Source organism: Streptomyces sp. NPDC038135 (assembly GCF_055601245.1).
Map to the genome: position 1 here is coordinate 424,095 of NZ_JBVJXS010000007.1, position 14,926 is coordinate 439,020.

A 14,926-nucleotide genomic window follows, 5' to 3' on the forward strand; every position below is an offset into this window, starting at 1 on the left:
CCCCGATCCGCGCCGCATGCGCAAGTCGGGGGCATGATCACGAACCCTACTTCTTCTTGCCCTGGGTCTTGCCGGAGATCTTGGGGACCTGCGTTTTCGCTGCTCAGAGGCGGTGGGCTCGTGCGCCTGGTGGTCGTCGTTGGTCGTCGTTGGCCACTGCAGAGCGGCCTCGGACGGCCCAGGGACGGCCCAGCTCCTCGGTCTGAGGGGGCGGCCCGCCGGTCTCAGCGCGAGGGGCGCCTCTTCGGGGGAACCGGGCCAGGGATCACATCCTTGCCAAGGTGTTCCTTGATCAGGTATTTGAGTTCCGGCCCCTCGATGAGTTGGAGCCGGCCATGCTGGCGGGCAAAGTCGTGGCTGGCCCTGCCGAACCACGACGTGGTGATCAAGACTCCCTTGGCAGCACGCTTGTGCTCGACTACGCCGGCGAGCGCCTGAACGGACTCAACACCCACGAGCTTGCTGTAGCGCTTCGCCTGAATGATGCACTCACCGTTGAAGACGGGGTCCTTGCTGACGGCCACCGCATCAACGCCCTCGTCCTTGGACGCCTGGGTGTTCCAGGCCTCCATGCCGATCGCCTCAAACAGTTGGCGAATGAGGTGCTCGAACTCGGTGGGCGTCAGCTTCACCAGCACGGGCCTGCTGTCCAGACCGGCGACTACATCCATGCTGTCCATGAGCCGGTACTTCGACAGGTCGAACTCGACGATGGGACGAATCGGTTCGAGATCGTAGGGGTTGGGAGACACCAGAGCGTTAAGCCCCCTGAGGCACTGCGCTGGATCAACCTGACTGAGACGAAGCTTCCCGAACTGCTCCCTGCTAGCGCTGAGTGTCACCAGACAGGGTGAGACTTCCTGACCGGTCGCCCGATCAATGGTTCTCACGTGGCCGTTCAGGATCACGCCATTGACGACCCGGTCCGGATCACCCGTAAGGACCTCGTGGACCGTCCTCAGAGCAACTTGCGCCAGGACAGAGGCATAGATCTCCTTGCGCTCCTTCTCCAGACGAGGCAGCACGGTCGTCTCGTCTCGGTTCTTCACGTACCGGTAGCCCCGCGCGGTAGGAATGATCGCCTCAGGAGGCAAGTGGATCTCAACGAGTAAGTCGCCGGTGGCAGGTCGAAAGGCGATCCGATGCTCGTGGGGGAAGCCCAATGGATACTCCGATGCATCCAGAACAGCCCCTAGATGAGCCTCGACCGCCGCGGGCTCCCCGGCCCTGTACGCCTCGCGCTCCTCGTCCAACTTCCCGTTGAAGGTCGCCACCTCGTCAAGGGCTTGCGCTTCGGCCTGGCGGTGCTCGGCACGCTTCCGCTCCAGCGTTGCCAGCCGCTTCTCCTCGGCTCGCCTGTGGCGCTCTTGTGCCTCACCGAACCGCACACGCGCATCGGCAACTTCAGCTTCATAGCGCTTCCTGCCAAGACCCAGGACAGCAGCCAGACCGCCGGGCTCCGGTGGTGCGAACTCCTCCCAGCGCCGTGAAGGCTCCGGACGAGACCAGGGACGCTCGTCTAACTTTGTTGGCGTGTGAGTCCTCCGCCGGCGCTCAAAGGTCGTTGGCGGATCGCCCACCAACGCGTCACGGAGCAACTGCCCAAGCTGCTCGACCTCGTGCTCGACCCCGATCGTGCGCACCTGCGCCTGCTCGGCCTGCTGCTCCTGATACGCAGCCTTCCGCTCGCGCTCCTGCCGCTTGCTGGCTGTCTCAGCGGCCTTGCGTTCCCTCTCCACTTGCCGTGCCTGTTGCTCCTGGGCACGTCGTAACGCCTGCTGCTGCCGCTGATAGTCGTTGCCTCGACCGCCACCCCGTTGCGCCACCTGTTTACCCCTCCCCTGGCCCTACTCCGCCACAGGGCTGCATTCCCCGTCCACACCGCAGAATCACGCAGGGCAGGGACGTCACCTAAGCCGGCCCGCACGGTGCGTGCACTCAAGTCGCCGACACCTCAACCGACGACAGTCAGCCACGATGGCGGGTCTGCCAACCGACCAGGCGCGCGTGTGCCTCGCCGCACTCCCACAGACCTCAGCCACGCTGTCGCGGTGTTGTCGACCAGAGGAAGCCAGGACGGCCGGCCCGTGAGCACACTGCCCGAGCCATCAGGTTGGGAAGCTAGGGTGATCTACGCCCGGTTGTTGAGCTGACTTGCGGTGATGCGGTCCCGGCGCCGGATTGGCCACTGGCCTGGTCCCCGGTGTTCCCCGTGGTTCCCCGCACGATCTGGCACGCCTATGGCACGCTCCTCCGCCCTAACCCCGGGTTGTCGTCCGAGTCGTGCACCAACCGGGTCTAGGCCCGCCTATTACGCGGCTCCCACATGTACCCATGTCGCTGGAAGCAGTGAACCTGTTCCCGTGTCGCGCCGCCTGAGGCATACTCATCGTGGAGTTAATGAAGTCTTCTGGGGTTAAGGATCGGGGCGGGAATGTCGGAATCTGGCATTGTCAAGAAGTTCAAGCAGTCTCAAGATGCTCTAGTAATCCAAGCGTCTGACCTTTCTTTGGAAACCATCTTTCAGATGGCGCAAACTGACGCGATCGACGTTGCGCCACTATTTCAACGCCGAGAGAGGTGGGATCAGCGTCGCCAGTCTGCTCTCATCGAGTCCTTCCTAATGAACGTCCCCGTTCCGCCGGTATATCTGTCTGAGGATGATTACGGAAAGTATTCCGTAATCGACGGCAAGCAGCGCATCACGGCGATTCGCGACTTCATGGCAGACAAGTTTCAGCTAACGCAGCTAACTCGCTTTGAAGAGATCAATGGCTTGCGATTCTCGGACTTGCCAGGCGAGCTTCAAAATGCTCTCAAAGTTAGGCCCTACATTAGGGCAATCACCATCCTGCGACAGTCGGACCGGTCAACAAAATATGAGGTGTTCCATCGCCTGAACTCCGGCGGTGAGCCACTCAACGCACAGGAGATCCGCAACGTAATCTACCGCGGCCCACTGAATGATCTGCTTATGGAGCTTTCTGAGGCGCCATTCTTGCGGCAGCAACTTAAAATTAGGGACAATAGGTCTTCTGCCTACAACCTAATGCAAGATGCAGAGTCCGTGCTGCGTTACCTGGTCCTTCTGGAGCAGTGGCGGGATTTCTCTGGCGACTATCGAGCCTCTATGGATAGCTACATGGAGGCAAACATGAACATGGCTGCTCGGGAAATCGATCGGCTTCGCCAAACGTTTATGCGGGCGCTCAGTGCATGCGAGCAAATTTGGGGACCTCACGCCTTCAAGCGCCCCGAGGGAAACGGCTGGCGTGACCAGATGTTGGCTGGCATGTACGACGCCCAAATGGTGGCCGTAAGTTCAGTAGATGACAAGCGGCTAGCTTCGCTGATGTCAAGGAGCAGCGACGTTGTGGAAAAGACGCGCTCCCTGTTTGAAGACCGGGCCTTCAATGAAGCCGTCCGCCTGTCTACTAACACGCCTTCGCGTCTAGTTTATCGGATCAGTAGGGTTTTGGAATTGGTGACGGAGTTCTAGCGGCCTGCGGGGGGTATATATGTCTCTGTCATCGCGTGAAGCGTTCATTCAGCGGATCCGCACAATCGAGCAAGCCGCTAGCGAATCGTTCCTTATCGATCGCGTGCTGACCGATGTAGCTCATAATAGCCGCGCCCGCCTGTTGCGGAATGGACTCATGGTTGTGGCTTTCACGTCCCTGGAGGATTTCATCCGCGCCAGGACGGGGGACTTGCTGCATGCGGTGAGCAGAACGGTCGTTCATTTCACGGATTTGCCGGAAATTCTGCGAAATGCCGCCACGCTGGGAGCTATGAAGGCGGCCAGGGCCCGAGCGGATATAGTCAAGAACGCCGGTCAGGATCCAGTAGCGCTGCTCCAGGAGGCCGCCATGCATGTTGCGAGCACGGCCGCCGGCGCTCTTCAATTGAGCCGGTTCAGTCTTGGGTATTCTGGTTCGAATGTAAGCAGTGGCGAGATAGCACAGATTGTCACCTCCTTTAATGCTGCTGATGCCTGGAACGAAATATCTCTTATCGCAAGCAGATGCGGTGCGGGCAGCTTGCCGCTAAAATCTGCTTACGACCAGGCAATGCGGTGGCGTCACGAGGCAGCCCACAATGCTGATGCCGACACTCAGCCGCGAGACCTGGAGACTTTCTGCACGCAAGCCGTGTCAATCGCTCTCGGGTTTGACATTATCCTGAGCAGGGCTGCTCGGCTACTGAAACAGGGTGACGCCAAAATTCTTGCCGGAAAAATCAAAGTCTCGACGGGGCTGAGTCTGCGATTCTTGGAGCCGGGCCCCAGGGGATATCGCGAAATAAGAGAGAATGCAACTCGCGCCACCAACGTGACTAGGAATCTAGATGACGCACTGAAGGTCGCAATACAGAGTGCATCGAAGAAATACGAGCCTGTCGTGTTGCAGGATTCTCAAGGTTTGCCTGCCTCGTGGGTGGTAACGGACGTCATGTAGTGGTCACGCCACTCTTTAGGTCGGCGGAGCGATTTTGGGCTGGAGCTGCTTTGGCGCGAGTGATCATGGCCCCGTAAGCTTCCGGCGCGTCGGGCAGTCTGTGGACCTGCCCGGTAAAGCACGACGTTGGGGCCATGATCTTCGAGGCTCGCGCCAAAGTGGCTGCCTAAAATCGCGGAGCCGACCGCCCCAGCCACGACGTACCCCTTCTCTGGCGTCAGGCGGCTGATCGGTGCGCGCGGGACGGGCGCCGGCCGGGCTGGAGCGGGGCGGAGACAGGAGCGCAGGCCCGGCCGGGGGCCGGGCCGCGCGCGGTGAGCGGAGCGAGCCGCCTTGAACCAGTAGAGAAAGTTGTAACTCAGTCGGTCGCGTGGGCCTTGAAACGGTATGCGCACGAAGGTAGTTCGGCGTCCTGACGGTGAGCCAGCGGTAGGAAGAGCACCGGCCGGATGGTCCACGTGATCCGGGTCCTGGCGTGGGTGACAGGCACCGTGCACGGCTCCGCCCGCAGCAGGGCTCGTCGGGTCTCGATGCGGCCCTCGTACAGCCACTCCCACGCCGCGGCCGATGCGTCCGCGTCCAGTGCCGGTGAGATCGTGCGGAGTACGACCGCTACCCAACGATCCGCCTGCGCTGCGGAGTAGGCGTCGCACGATGCAAGCAGTGCCGGCGGCCACTCCTCGGTCAGGTCCTCAGTCCAGCACTCGCACCAGTAGCCCCGCTGCGGTGGCTTCATCAACACAGCCCACCTCCCCGCCGGGCGTCCGCGTACAGCTCCGCGGTGACCGTGTGGCCCTGGTCGCTGTCGTGCACGACGACCCGGTGAGCGATGACGCTGACCATGCCCAGGCCCCGGCCATGCTCGGCGTCCTGGTCCTGGTGCTCGACCTTCGGGGCCGTCCCCGTGCCGCCGTCGTCCGTGACCGAGACTGCCACCACCCGAGCGGAGACCGCGACGGCCAGGTGGAAGCTGCCGTACTCCCGACCGCTCGCCGTGTGAAGGATCGCGTTCGCGCTCAGCTCGCTCACGATCAGTTCGGCGTCCTCCGCTAAAGGGGAGCCGCGCAGGATGTCACGGGTCCATCGACGGGCCCGGCTCACCTCTTCCGGGAATCCTGGGCAACTCAGCCCCCAGACCCGAGTTGTACTCGTATACTCGTGCATACAAGTTCCTTTACGCTGGTAGGCCGCCATGTGCAGCGGGTTCGGGCTAGACGAGTTTCACGCCGTCGTGGGCGCGGATGGCCGGCGGGGTCGTCGCGTCGAGTGCGTCCAGGACGCGGATCGAATACGCCTCGTCGGCAAGCTCGGTGACCTCTTCGCGGGTGGCCCAGCGCAGCGCGCGGGTCTCGTCACCGGTGGTGGGCACACCGTCGGCGGCTTCACAGCGGAAGACCAGCGAGACGATCAGGCCCGTCATGTTCTTGTAGACGCCGGTCAGAGTCGCGGGAAGCGCGATCTTGATGCCGGTCTCTTCGAGGACTTCGCGCTGAAGGGCTTCCGGGATGGTCTCCTCGCGTTCGAGGATGCCGCCCGGCGGCTCCCAGTGGCCGTTGTCCCGGCGCTGGATCAGGAGGGCCCGGCCCTGGTCGTCCACGACGACCCCGGCGACGCTCACGGAGTGCGGGCGTTCAGTGCTCACGTTCCTCGGCCCTCTCGGCTGGCTAGGCTCTCCACCGTAGCAACAGAACTCGCCCACTCGTCTAGATACCTAAAGGAGTACTCACGTGAGCCCTCTTCCTTCGGGCCTCCTCGGTGATCTCGACCCCACGAGCGATCGTGCGGTCTTCCGGCAGATTGCCGACCAGCTGCGCGAGGCCATCGACCGTGGGCGATTCCGTGAGGGCGAGAAGCTGCCCTCCGAAGCCGAGCTGGTAGAGCACTACGGCGTCTCCCGGATGACCGTCCGGAACTCCTTCTCCGTCCTCACGGGCGAGGGCCTGGTGCACGCCGAGCACGGCAAGGGCGTCTTCGTCCGGCCGCGTCCCCCCGTGCGCCGGCTCGCCTCCGACCGGTTCGCCCGGCGCCACCGCGAGCAGGGCAAGTCCGCCTTCATCGTGGAGGCCGACGCCGCAGGCAGTCATCCGACGGTCGACAGCCTTGAGGTCAAGGAGGAGAAGCCCAGTCAGGACATCTCCACCCGGCTCGGGTCGGTGCGGCGCGTCCTCGCTCGTCGGCGCCGGTATCTCCTCGACGGGCGGCCGGTCGAGTTCGCGACCTCCTACCTCCCGCTCGATATCGCCCGCGGCACTCCTATCGCCGAGCCCAACCCGGGTCCCGGCGGCATCTACGCCCGCCTCGAAGAGCTGGGGCACCACCTCGACCACTTCGAGGAAGAGATCCGCGCCCGCATGCCCTCGCCCGCAGAGGTCAAGCTCCTGCACCTGGCGGCCGGCGTGCCCGTCATCCACCTGATCCGGACCGCCTTCGATGCCGAAGGACGTGCCGTCGAGGTCTGCGACACGGTCATGGCGGCGGACGCGTACGTCCTGTCTTACCAGCTCCCGGCTACCTGATCCAGGGAGCGGCGGTAGTGCGCGGGGACGCTTCTCCGAACTCGTACACACCGACACGCTTACTCGTATAGACGAGTGGGCAAGTTGTGTGGCAAGGTGATCCACATGATCCCGGAGATCGGGCTCACGGATCGACTCTTGTATAGACGAGTAGATAGGGGCAATACCTTGCGCACCATCCGCGTTGAGACCTCCGCCGCGACGATCCTCCTCACGGAGGCCCCGGAGCCGAAGGTCCGTGACCGGCAGACCGGCGAGATCGCCAAGGACGCGACCAGCGGCGAGGCGCTGATGACCATCGGCGTCGTCTACATCGAGGACGGTGAGTCTTCGCTCATCAAGGTCACCGTTCCCGAGGGCGGTGTCTCCGAGGGCCTGATCCTCGGCTCGCCGGTGTCGCTGCCCGGCCTCATCGCCCGGCCGTGGGAGTCCGTCTTCAACGGCCAGCAGCGCCACGGCATCGCCTACCGGGCCGCCGCCGTCACCCCGGCCGCCTTCCCGGCCGTCGCCGGGGCCGCCGCCTGATGTCCGACCTGACGACGCTCCTCGAAGTGGGTGGTCCTGTCGCCGCGCTCGGCGGTGGGGCCGCCTACGCCCGGGCCAAGCACCCGGCGGCGTACTGGTCGACGGTCGGCCTCCCGGTGTCCACGGTCCGACTGCTCAGCTCGTACGGCTCGGTCATGGAGGCATGCGGCCTGACCGTGACTCCCTCCCGGCTGCGGGTCCTCACCGTCAAGGCCATGACCCAGCGCGAAGTGCGGCCCGTGCCGCCCCGCCGGGGCATCATCCGACCCACCACGACCGGACTGCGGCTCCGTCTCCGCCTGGCGCCGGGCCAGGAGCCCGCCGACTTCGCGGCCTCCGCCGAGCGACTGCGGCACGCCTGGGGCGTCCACGCCGTCTACGTCACCACCGTGAAGCCTGGGGTCGTCGACCTGCGGCTCGTCGGCTACGACGTCTTACGGCGGGTGCGCATGCCTCGCAAGGCCGCGCACGGCCCCCTCAAAGTGCCGGTCGCGCTGCGAGAGGACGCCACCCCCTTCGTCCGGGACTACCGCACCATCCCCCACCAACTCACCCTCGGCGCCACCCTGTCCGGGAAGTCCATGTACCTGCGGCATCTGGTCGCCGGGCTCGCTTCTCAGTCCGTCGCCCTGGTCGGCATCGACTGCAAGCGGGGCGTCGAACTGGCCCCCTTCGCACCGCGGCTCTCCGCACTGGCCACCGACCCGGAGCAGGCGGCCGAGCTGCTGCCCGTACTGGTCAACGAGATGGAGGACCGGTACGACCTGATCAAGGCCCGGCAGGGCATCGCCCCTGGCACTCCGGACGAGGAGATCACCTCCGACATCTGGGGCCTGCCCGACCACGAACGCCCGGTGCCCGTCGTCCTGTTCGTGGACGAGGTCGCTGAACTCTTCCTCGTCGCGACCAAGAAGGACGAGGAACGCCGCGACGAGATGGTCACCCAGCTCATCCGGCTCGCCCAGCTCGGCCGCGCAGCCGGCATCTACCTGGAGGTTTGCGGGCAGCGCTTCGGCGCTGAACTCGGCAAGGGCGCCACCATGCTCCGCGCCCAGCTCACCGGCCGCGTCTGCCACCGCGTCAACGACGAGGCCTCCGCAAAGATGGCCCTCGGCGACATCGCACCGGAGGCTGTCCAGGCAGCCTGTTCCATCGCTCCCGAACGGTCTGGCCTGGCCGTAGCGGGCGACACCTCCGGCGGCTGGTCCCGCATCCGCACGCCGTACCTCTCCCTCGGGGACGCTGCCGAGACCTGCCGCGAGTCGGCCCACCTGGTGCCCGACCTGCCCGCGCTGAAGCCCTTCCGGCCCGACGTACCCGTGCGCCCGGTCGGGACCGCGGCCCCGGTCTTCCTGCCCCGCCCGGTCACCGACTGATCTCCTCTGCTCGACTCCGGAAGGAGCCGCATCATGCGCGCCCGCTTGGCCCGCGTCGACGCGGTGCTCGTCCAGGCGCTCATCGCCGCCGCGCTGTCCTTCGCCCATCTGCACGACGTCGCCGTGGCGGCCGGACAGGACGGCTGGAAGGCCTGGGCCTACCCCGTCTCCGTTGACCTGCTGCTCGTCGCCGCCTGGCGTCGACTGCGCTCCGGTACGACCAAGACGGCGGCCTGGTGCTGGTTCGTCGTCGCACTCACCGCATCCCTCGGCGCCAATGTCGCCACCGCCGGCCTTCTCGACCTCGGCAACGTCCCGGCCTGGCTGCGCATCCTCGTCGCGGGCTGGCCCGCTGTCGCTTTCCTCGGCGGGACCCTCCTCGCGCACACCGCGCCGAAGACGGGCCCCGGTGCGGAGGTCATCGAGGACCACGAGGACGAGCCCGAAGCCGCGGCCGACCCGCCCGCCCAACCCGCCATCGAGGAACCGCCGCAGCCCCCGCCCGTACCCGTGCCATCTGCCCTGGTCGCCCACGCCCGCAAGGTCGCCGCCGAGCACCACGCCCGGACCGGCACCCCGATCGACACCCCGACCCTGCGCGCTCGCCTCGGTGTCCCGGTGCCCATGGCCGAAGCCATCGCCGCCCACCTCTGAGAGGAGATCCATGGCCGCCAGCCGCAGCTTCCGCAACGTCACCCGCATCGGCCCCGTCCAGGTCGGCACCGCCTACGACCACCGAGGCCGCGAGAAGCACACCGCCGCCTGCACCGCACCGCGTTGCGGCTTCTCCGCCGACTACGACAGCCGCGCCGCCGCCGAACTGGCCGCCCGCACCCATCGCTGCCCCTTCCGCTGAAAGGACCCGGATCACCGTGACCGTCAGCCTGCCGCTCGTCGTCGTTCTCGGCTTCTTTGCCTGGGGAGCGATCAAGTTCCTCGGCGTCCGCACCTGGATCGTCGTCCTGATCGCCCTGTTCGGCTTCTGGCTCTCGCACACCTTCCTCGCGCCCGCCATCGAGTCCGGCACGCGGTCCGGCGTGGGTGTCGTAAACGGCTCACATGACTAGACGAGTAGGCAAGGAGAAGCCCGTCGTGTTCCTGCCCAAGTACCCGGACAACCCGACCCCGCCGCCGGTTCACACGCACGCCCCGACCGACCCGGCTCCCGCCCGACGCGCCCTGCCGTCGATCTCCATCGACCAGAAGACGGTCGCGGCCGTGGTCGTCGCGGGTGTGGTCCTCACCGCGCTCCTGGCCGCCGTCGCCGTCACGGCCATCTCTGTCGCCATCGCCGCCGTGGTCGTGCGCTCGCTGCTCCACGAGCACAACCGGCGCTGAGGCGCCCAGACCTCCGGGGCGGCGTGACACGGCCAAGCATCCGCCGCCCCGGTGGCCCATCCCTCCCGACAGTGCCCGTCAGAAGGAGACCGCCATCTTCGCCCGCACCACCCCGCCACCGCTCCCGGAACTCTGCAACCTCGCCGCCGACGGCACCCTGCCGGGTATCCTCCGTCAGCTCTCCGGGCTCGGCGGCTGCACGCACCCCATCCGGCTGGACGGCCACCGCACCGAGTACGACGTCGACACCACGACCGGCGAGATCGGCCGTGTCCTCCAGCACCTCGACTCGACCGCCCTCCCGGCCGGCCAACTCCTCGTCCGCTGCAACAACCGTCGGACCACCCGCTGTCCGGCCTGCGCCGAGGTCTACCGCCGCGACACCTTCCACCTGATCACCGCTGGACTGCGCGGCGGCAAGGGCACTCCGGAACACGTCGCCGCCCACCCTCGCGTCTTCGCCACCTTCACCGCCCCCGGCTTCGGCCCGGTCCACAACCGCCGCACGGACGGCCGCTCCTGCCGCTGCGGCACCCACCACGACCAGGACGACGACGCCCTTGGCACACCGCTCGCCCCGGACACGTACGACTACGAAGCGGCCGTCCTCTGGAACGCGCACGCCGGACAGCTCTGGCGGCGCTTCTCCATCTACCTCCGCCGAGAGGCCGCCAAGCGCGCGGGCCTGTCACAGCGCCACTTCCGCCGGCACGCCCGCGTCTCCTTCGCCAAGGTCGCCGAGTACCAGAAGCGCGGAGCCGTCCACTTCCACGCCGTCATCCGCCTCGACGGCCCCGGCGGCGGCGACACTCCGCCCCCGGCCTGGGCGACCGCCGAACTCCTCACGGACGCCATCGAGGCCGCCGCCGCCAAGGTCCGCGTCGACGGCCCAGTCATCGACGGCCGTGCGCACACCTTCGTCTTCGGCCGACAGCTCGACGTCCGCACCATCCGCTCGGCCGACTTCGACGGCGGCCAGGAACTGACCGAGCGGGCCGTCGCGGCGTACATCGCCAAGTACGCCACCAAGGGTGCTGAGACCGCCACGGGAGCTCTCGACCGTCCGCTCAAGTTCGTCGCTGAACTCGCCCAGCTCGACATCAGCGACCACGCCCGCCGCCTCATCCGAACGGCCTGGACCCTCGGCGCCCGCAAGGACCTCGAACACCTCCGCCTGCGCGCCTGGGCCCACATGCTCGGGTTCCGCGGCCACTTCTCCACCAAGTCCCGGCGGTACTCCACCACCCTCGGCGCCCTGCGCGACGCACGTGCCGAGTGGCGCCGAGCCCAGGCAGCAACCGACGAACGGCCGACGGACACGACGTACGTCCTCGCCCACTGGGTGTTCGCCGGCACCGGCCTGTCCAATGCCGAAGCCTGGCTGGCCGCATCCCTCGAACCCGCACCCGGAACCGAAGGAGAGCCCACCCATGGGTAGCCGACGCCTCACTGTCGCGGAAGCGGCCTCCGGATCCGGTGACCTGCCGTCGAGGTACCTGACTCCTGACGACCTCGTGGTGATGTTCGACCTCCCCAGTGTCGAGACGGTCTACCAGTGGCGTCGCAAGCGCACCGGTCCCCGCGGCTTCCGAGTCGGCCGACACCTTCGCTACGACCCTGCGGACGTTCGAGCCTGGGTGGAGTCCCTGCGTGAAGGAGCTGCCGCCTGATGGCCGGGCACATCCAGGACCGGTGGTACCGGACCGAGACCGGCCCGGACGGGAAGGTACGCAAGGTCAAGACCGAGCGCTACGGCTCGGGTCTCCGCTACCGCGCTCGCTACGTCGGCCCGGACGGCACGGAGAAGTCCAAGAGCTTCCCCGACCGACAGAAGCGGCTTGCTGATCAGTGGTTGGCGCACGTCGAAGCGGACATGGCGCGCGGGCAGTACATCGACCCGCGCGCGGCCCGGATCACCTTCCAGCAGTACGCCGAGCAGTGGGTCACCACGCAGGGCGCCGACCCCAACACGCAAGCCTCGATGGAGTCGCAGTTACGGCTGCACGCCTTCCCCTACCTCGGCTCGCGTCCACTCGGCTCCTTTCAGCCGGCGCACATCCGCGACTGGGTGCGGCAACTCCAGGAGAACGGCGTCCGGGGGTCGTACGCCCGGACCATCTACTCCAACGTGCGGGCAGCGCTCAGCGCGGCAGTGGATGACGGCCATCTTCCGCGCAACCCCTGTGCCGCCCGGTCCGTCCGGCCGCCGACCGTCGACAACAAGCGCGTCGCGCCCTGGACGCCAGAGCGGGTCTTCGCCGTCCGGGCCGCCATGCCCGAGCGCTTCCAAGCCATGGTCGACCTGGGCGGTGGCTGCGGGCTCCGTCAGGGCGAGATCCTTGGCGTGGCCGTCGACGCGGTCGACTTCACCTCGGACACGCTCCACGTGGTCCAGCAACTGAAGTTGAGCCGCAGCAAGGCCGTGTTCGCCCCGCCGAAGGGCGGCAAGCTTCGGGACGTCCCGCTTCCTGGTCCCGTGGCTGATGCGCTTCGGGAGCACATGAAGCGGTTCCCGCCGGTCGAGGTCACCTTGCCGTGGAAGGTGGCGGACGGTCCACCGGTGACCAAGCGGCTGATCTTCACCGGGCCGCGTGGCGGGCACGTCTGGCGTACGTCGCTCAACGAAGAGGCATGGAAGCGGGCTCTCGCCTCGGTCGGCGTGATTCCCAAGCGGAAGCCGGGCGAGCCGTACGCCGAGTCCCGCGAGAACGGGATGCACGCCCTGCGCCACTTCTACGCCTCGGTGCTCCTGGACGCGGGCGAGAACATCAAGGCCCTCGCCGAGTACCTCGGCCACTCGGACCCCGGTCTGACGCTCCGGGTGTATGCGCACCTGATGCCGTCGAGCCAGGAGCGTACGCGTAACGCTGTGGCCTCTGTCTTTGACTCCTCCAGGAGACCGATGCTCGACAAAGCCGCGGACTTTCCAGGGTGGTAACACCATCCGTGAAAGCCACCTCGGTACCCACATCTTCGACAAAGCCGCGGACTTTCCAGGGCGGTAACACCATCCGTGAAAGCCACCTCGGTACCCACATCTTCGACAAAGCCGCGGACTTTCCAGGGTGGTAACACCATCCGTAAAAGCCACCTCGGTACCCACATCTTCGACAAAGCCGCGGACTTTCCAAGGTGGTAACACCATCCGTGAAAGCCACCTCGGTACCCACATCTTCGACGAAACCGCAGATGGGTGAGCGAGGAGCCCGGTGGCAAGCCACCCACTGGCCCATCTGCCCGGACGCCCGCCCGGCCGCCCGGACGCCCGCCCGCCCGGACGCCCGGACGCCCGGCCGGTCTCCCTCCCAACCGGTCGGCCGTCCGACCGGGAAGCCGCCCTATCAGTCACCGCGAAGGCGGACGTTCACACAGAACAAGACCGGCAGGCACAAGGAAACAAATCGTGCCGGAAGTAGGGTTCGAAAGAAGTCCTGGCAGCTTAAGTGTGCCGACTGACTCGACACCTACGCGGAGGCACTAGTTCCGCAACCATGTAGGGATTTGCGCGACGTGACGCCTGTGCAATATCGTCCCGATCGCTAGCGGGGAAGCGAGAAGGCCACCCATTGCCCTGGGTGGCCTTCGATCTCCATTAGCGCCTTTTCGTTGCGACAACAAGGAGGAACCCATGGAGAACACCATGGTGCCACGCTTTGGCGTAACCATCGACATCACCCCCCGCGAACTTCCGTTCGCGTTGGTCGGGGGCGCGGGCAGCTCCCTCGGTATCTGGGCGGAAGCCCCTGTGTATGCCGTTGCCGTCGGGGCCTTCCTCGTCACGTTCCGAGTAGGCGTCCGCATCTGGAGGAGGCGGGGCATCTAGCGTCACGGCCCCACCACGGCCCAGACATGACACCAGGCCTCCTGTCAGCGGAGAAATCCCTGGTAGGGGGCCTGGTGCATCAGAATTACTTCTTCTTGCCCTGGTTCTTGACCGCCTCGATGGCCGCCGCCGCGGCCTCCGGGTCGAGGTACTTGCCGCCGGGGGTGACCGGGCGGAAGTCGGCGTCGAGTTCGTAGTACAGGGGGATGCCCGTCGGGATGTTGAGGCCCGCGATGTCGGCGTCCGAGATGCCGTCCAGGTGCTTGACCAGGGCGCGCAGGGAGTTGCCGTGGGCGGCGACGAGGACCGTGCGGCCGGTCAGGAGGTCGGGGACGATGCCGTCGTACCAGTACGGGAGCATGCGGTGCACGACGTCCTTCAGGCACTCCGTGCGCGGACGCAGCTCCGGCGGGATCGTCGCGTAGCGGGCGTCGTGCGCCTGGGAGAACTCGGAGTCGTCCGGGAGCGGGGGCGGCGGGGTGTCGTAGGAGCGGCGCCAGAGCATGAACTGCTCCTCGCCGAACTCGGCCAGCGTCGCCGCCTTGTCCTTGCCCTGCAGGGCGCCGTAGTGGCGCTCGTTCAGGCGCCAGCTGCGGTGGACCGGGATCCAGTGGCGGTCCGCGGCCTCGAGGGCCAGCTGGGCCGTGCGGATCGCGCGCTTCTGGAGCGACGTGTGGACCACGTCGGGCAGGAGGTCGGCGTCCTTCAGGAGCTCGCCACCGCGGACTGCCTCCTTCTCGCCCTTCTCGTTCAGGTTGACGTCCACCCAGCCGGTGAACAGGTTCTTCGCGTTCCACTCGCTCTCGCCGTGGCGGAGGAGGATCAGCTTGTACGGTGCGTCGGCCATGCCTCAGAGCGTAATCCACGTGTTCGGGCCGTTGCCCGGCCCGC

At 66.6% G+C, this 14,926-nt stretch carries 18 protein-coding genes; 13 read left to right on the top strand and 5 right to left on the bottom strand.

The window, feature by feature from the left end:
• Window positions 1-224 precede the first annotated feature (224 nt).
• Window positions 225-1,739 (bottom strand): restriction endonuclease, encoded by a 1,515-nt coding sequence (locus ACZ7JA_RS22295; RefSeq protein ID WP_470809930.1) that lies wholly within the window; start codon window positions 1,737-1,739, stop codon window positions 225-227.
• 695 nt (window positions 1,740-2,434) lie between these two features.
• On the opposite strand from ACZ7JA_RS22295, the gene ACZ7JA_RS22300 reads away from it, so the two are divergent.
• Together ACZ7JA_RS22300 and ACZ7JA_RS22305 are read left to right on the top strand one after the other, a co-directional pair.
• Window positions 2,435-3,499, top strand: a complete 1,065-nt coding sequence (locus ACZ7JA_RS22300; protein ID WP_470809932.1) for a GmrSD restriction endonuclease domain-containing protein — start codon at window positions 2,435-2,437, stop codon at window positions 3,497-3,499.
• Window positions 3,500-3,518: 19 nt separating this feature from the next.
• Window positions 3,519-4,457 carry a hypothetical protein gene (locus ACZ7JA_RS22305; RefSeq protein ID WP_470809934.1) on the top strand — a complete coding sequence of 313 codons (939 nt, stop codon included), beginning with the start codon at window positions 3,519-3,521 and terminating at the stop codon, window positions 4,455-4,457.
• 358 nt (window positions 4,458-4,815) lie between these two features.
• Here ACZ7JA_RS22305 and ACZ7JA_RS22310 read toward each other — a convergent pair whose 3' ends face one another.
• Genes ACZ7JA_RS22310 through ACZ7JA_RS22320 form a run of 3 tightly spaced genes read right to left on the bottom strand, consistent with a single transcriptional unit; the run spans window position 4,816 to window position 6,075 of the window.
• Window positions 4,816-5,193, bottom strand: a complete 378-nt coding sequence (locus tag ACZ7JA_RS22310) for a hypothetical protein (protein WP_470809936.1) — start codon at window positions 5,191-5,193, stop codon at window positions 4,816-4,818.
• Window positions 5,193-5,621 (bottom strand): ATP-binding protein, encoded by a 429-nt coding sequence (locus ACZ7JA_RS22315; RefSeq protein WP_470809938.1) that lies wholly within the window; start codon window positions 5,619-5,621, stop codon window positions 5,193-5,195. The genes ACZ7JA_RS22310 and ACZ7JA_RS22315 overlap by 1 nt, the downstream gene beginning before the upstream one ends.
• Window positions 5,622-5,667: 46 nt before the next feature.
• The gene (locus ACZ7JA_RS22320) at window positions 5,668-6,075 is read right to left on the bottom strand and encodes an NUDIX hydrolase (RefSeq protein ID WP_263280133.1); all 408 of its coding nucleotides are present in this window, start codon (window positions 6,073-6,075) and stop codon (window positions 5,668-5,670) included.
• Window positions 6,076-6,184: 109 nt separating this feature from the next.
• Here ACZ7JA_RS22320 and ACZ7JA_RS22325 point away from each other — a divergent pair, with 109 nt between their 5' ends.
• From ACZ7JA_RS22325 to ACZ7JA_RS22375, 11 genes are all read left to right on the top strand, one after another.
• Complete coding sequence (locus tag ACZ7JA_RS22325; RefSeq protein WP_470809940.1) at window positions 6,185-6,973, top strand: GntR family transcriptional regulator; 789 nt, start codon at window positions 6,185-6,187, stop codon at window positions 6,971-6,973.
• Between the two features lie 168 nt (window positions 6,974-7,141).
• Complete coding sequence (locus ACZ7JA_RS22330; protein ID WP_390654114.1) at window positions 7,142-7,498, top strand: SCO3933 family regulatory protein; 357 nt, start codon at window positions 7,142-7,144, stop codon at window positions 7,496-7,498.
• On the top strand, window positions 7,498-8,874 hold the full coding sequence (locus ACZ7JA_RS22335) for an FtsK/SpoIIIE domain-containing protein (RefSeq protein WP_470809943.1): 1,377 nt from the start codon (window positions 7,498-7,500) through the stop codon (window positions 8,872-8,874). Before ACZ7JA_RS22330 ends, ACZ7JA_RS22335 begins: the two co-directional genes overlap by 1 nt.
• 33 nt (window positions 8,875-8,907) lie before the next feature.
• On the top strand, window positions 8,908-9,528 hold the full coding sequence (locus tag ACZ7JA_RS22340) for a DUF2637 domain-containing protein (RefSeq protein WP_470809945.1): 621 nt from the start codon (window positions 8,908-8,910) through the stop codon (window positions 9,526-9,528).
• A 10-nt stretch (window positions 9,529-9,538) separates the two neighbouring features.
• A complete protein-coding gene (locus ACZ7JA_RS22345) occupies window positions 9,539-9,730 on the top strand; it encodes a mobile element transfer protein (RefSeq protein ID WP_470809947.1) in 192 nt (63 codons plus the stop codon).
• 16 nt (window positions 9,731-9,746) lie between these two features.
• Entirely contained in the window at window positions 9,747-9,941 is a 195-nt protein-coding gene (locus ACZ7JA_RS22350; RefSeq protein WP_020940615.1) for a hypothetical protein, read from the top strand.
• Between the two features lie 25 nt (window positions 9,942-9,966).
• Window positions 9,967-10,212, top strand: coding sequence for a SpdD protein (locus tag ACZ7JA_RS22355; protein ID WP_470810044.1), 246 nt, complete (start codon window positions 9,967-9,969; stop codon window positions 10,210-10,212).
• A gap of 157 nt (window positions 10,213-10,369) precedes the next feature.
• The gene (locus tag ACZ7JA_RS22360) at window positions 10,370-11,650 is read left to right on the top strand and encodes a replication initiator (protein WP_470810046.1); all 1,281 of its coding nucleotides are present in this window, start codon (window positions 10,370-10,372) and stop codon (window positions 11,648-11,650) included.
• Complete coding sequence (locus ACZ7JA_RS22365; RefSeq protein ID WP_451792984.1) at window positions 11,643-11,882, top strand: helix-turn-helix transcriptional regulator; 240 nt, start codon at window positions 11,643-11,645, stop codon at window positions 11,880-11,882. The genes ACZ7JA_RS22360 and ACZ7JA_RS22365 overlap by 8 nt, the downstream gene beginning before the upstream one ends.
• Window positions 11,882-13,150 (top strand): tyrosine-type recombinase/integrase, encoded by a 1,269-nt coding sequence (locus ACZ7JA_RS22370; RefSeq protein WP_470809951.1) that lies wholly within the window; start codon window positions 11,882-11,884, stop codon window positions 13,148-13,150. The genes ACZ7JA_RS22365 and ACZ7JA_RS22370 overlap by 1 nt, the downstream gene beginning before the upstream one ends.
• A 690-nt stretch (window positions 13,151-13,840) precedes the next feature.
• Window positions 13,841-14,035, top strand: a complete 195-nt coding sequence (locus ACZ7JA_RS22375) for a hypothetical protein (protein ID WP_470809953.1) — start codon at window positions 13,841-13,843, stop codon at window positions 14,033-14,035.
• Window positions 14,036-14,120: 85 nt separating this feature from the next.
• Here ACZ7JA_RS22375 and ACZ7JA_RS22380 read toward each other — a convergent pair whose 3' ends face one another.
• The gene (locus ACZ7JA_RS22380) at window positions 14,121-14,882 is read right to left on the bottom strand and encodes a phosphoglyceromutase (RefSeq protein ID WP_351666063.1); all 762 of its coding nucleotides are present in this window, start codon (window positions 14,880-14,882) and stop codon (window positions 14,121-14,123) included.
• Between the last annotated feature and the right edge of the window lie 44 nt (window positions 14,883-14,926).

Coding starts and splice junctions, on each gene's coding strand:
- ACZ7JA_RS22300 (WP_470809932.1), top strand. CDS start 2,435: ATGTCGGAATCTGGCATTGTCAAGAAGTTCAAGCAGTCTCAAGATGCT.
- ACZ7JA_RS22305 (WP_470809934.1), top strand. CDS start 3,519: ATGTCTCTGTCATCGCGTGAAGCGTTCATTCAGCGGATCCGCACAATC.
- ACZ7JA_RS22310 (WP_470809936.1), bottom strand. CDS start 5,193: ATGAAGCCACCGCAGCGGGGCTACTGGTGCGAGTGCTGGACTGAGGAC.
- ACZ7JA_RS22315 (WP_470809938.1), bottom strand. CDS start 5,621: ATGCACGAGTATACGAGTACAACTCGGGTCTGGGGGCTGAGTTGCCCA.
- ACZ7JA_RS22335 (WP_470809943.1), top strand. CDS start 7,498: ATGTCCGACCTGACGACGCTCCTCGAAGTGGGTGGTCCTGTCGCCGCG.
- ACZ7JA_RS22340 (WP_470809945.1), top strand. CDS start 8,908: ATGCGCGCCCGCTTGGCCCGCGTCGACGCGGTGCTCGTCCAGGCGCTC.
- ACZ7JA_RS22345 (WP_470809947.1), top strand. CDS start 9,539: ATGGCCGCCAGCCGCAGCTTCCGCAACGTCACCCGCATCGGCCCCGTC.
- ACZ7JA_RS22365 (WP_451792984.1), top strand. CDS start 11,643: ATGGGTAGCCGACGCCTCACTGTCGCGGAAGCGGCCTCCGGATCCGGT.
- ACZ7JA_RS22370 (WP_470809951.1), top strand. CDS start 11,882: ATGGCCGGGCACATCCAGGACCGGTGGTACCGGACCGAGACCGGCCCG.
- ACZ7JA_RS22375 (WP_470809953.1), top strand. CDS start 13,841: ATGGAGAACACCATGGTGCCACGCTTTGGCGTAACCATCGACATCACC.
- ACZ7JA_RS22380 (WP_351666063.1), bottom strand. CDS start 14,882: ATGGCCGACGCACCGTACAAGCTGATCCTCCTCCGCCACGGCGAGAGC.